A 372-nucleotide genomic window follows, 5' to 3' on the forward strand; every position below is an offset into this window, starting at 1 on the left:
GGTAATGGGCAGGAATCAGTTCCATCACCAATGCGCTCATATTGTTTGCGTTGATACGGGCCATCGCCGTGACAAGATTTTTATGGGCGGGCACCGACAAACAGGCATCCAGTTCATCCTCAGGGTAGCCATCACTGGTCACATCGCCGTGAAAAACCTTTACCGCAACCCACTGCTCTGACTGCAATATCTCTTGTTGCTCCAGCGATTGCCAATAAGCCCGGGAAATAATTCCGGAAGCACCTCGTCCCAAGGTCTCGGTCAAGGCCAGCGCTTCAGCGTCCACCAACGGGAAATCGGCATGTGTTTGCCTTGGCGCACAAAAAGGATTACCGGCAAAAGCGAACCAGGCGAGCTTGGGTAACGTTAAGG

The 372-nt window shown here is 53.0% G+C and carries 1 pseudogene; it reads right to left on the reverse strand.

Annotated features, from left to right (window positions below):
• Positions 1 to 372, reverse strand: a pseudogene (locus Q4563_RS17075) (protein kinase); the annotation flags it as partial.

The sequence above is a fragment of the Gilvimarinus sp. 1_MG-2023 genome, from assembly GCF_030548285.1.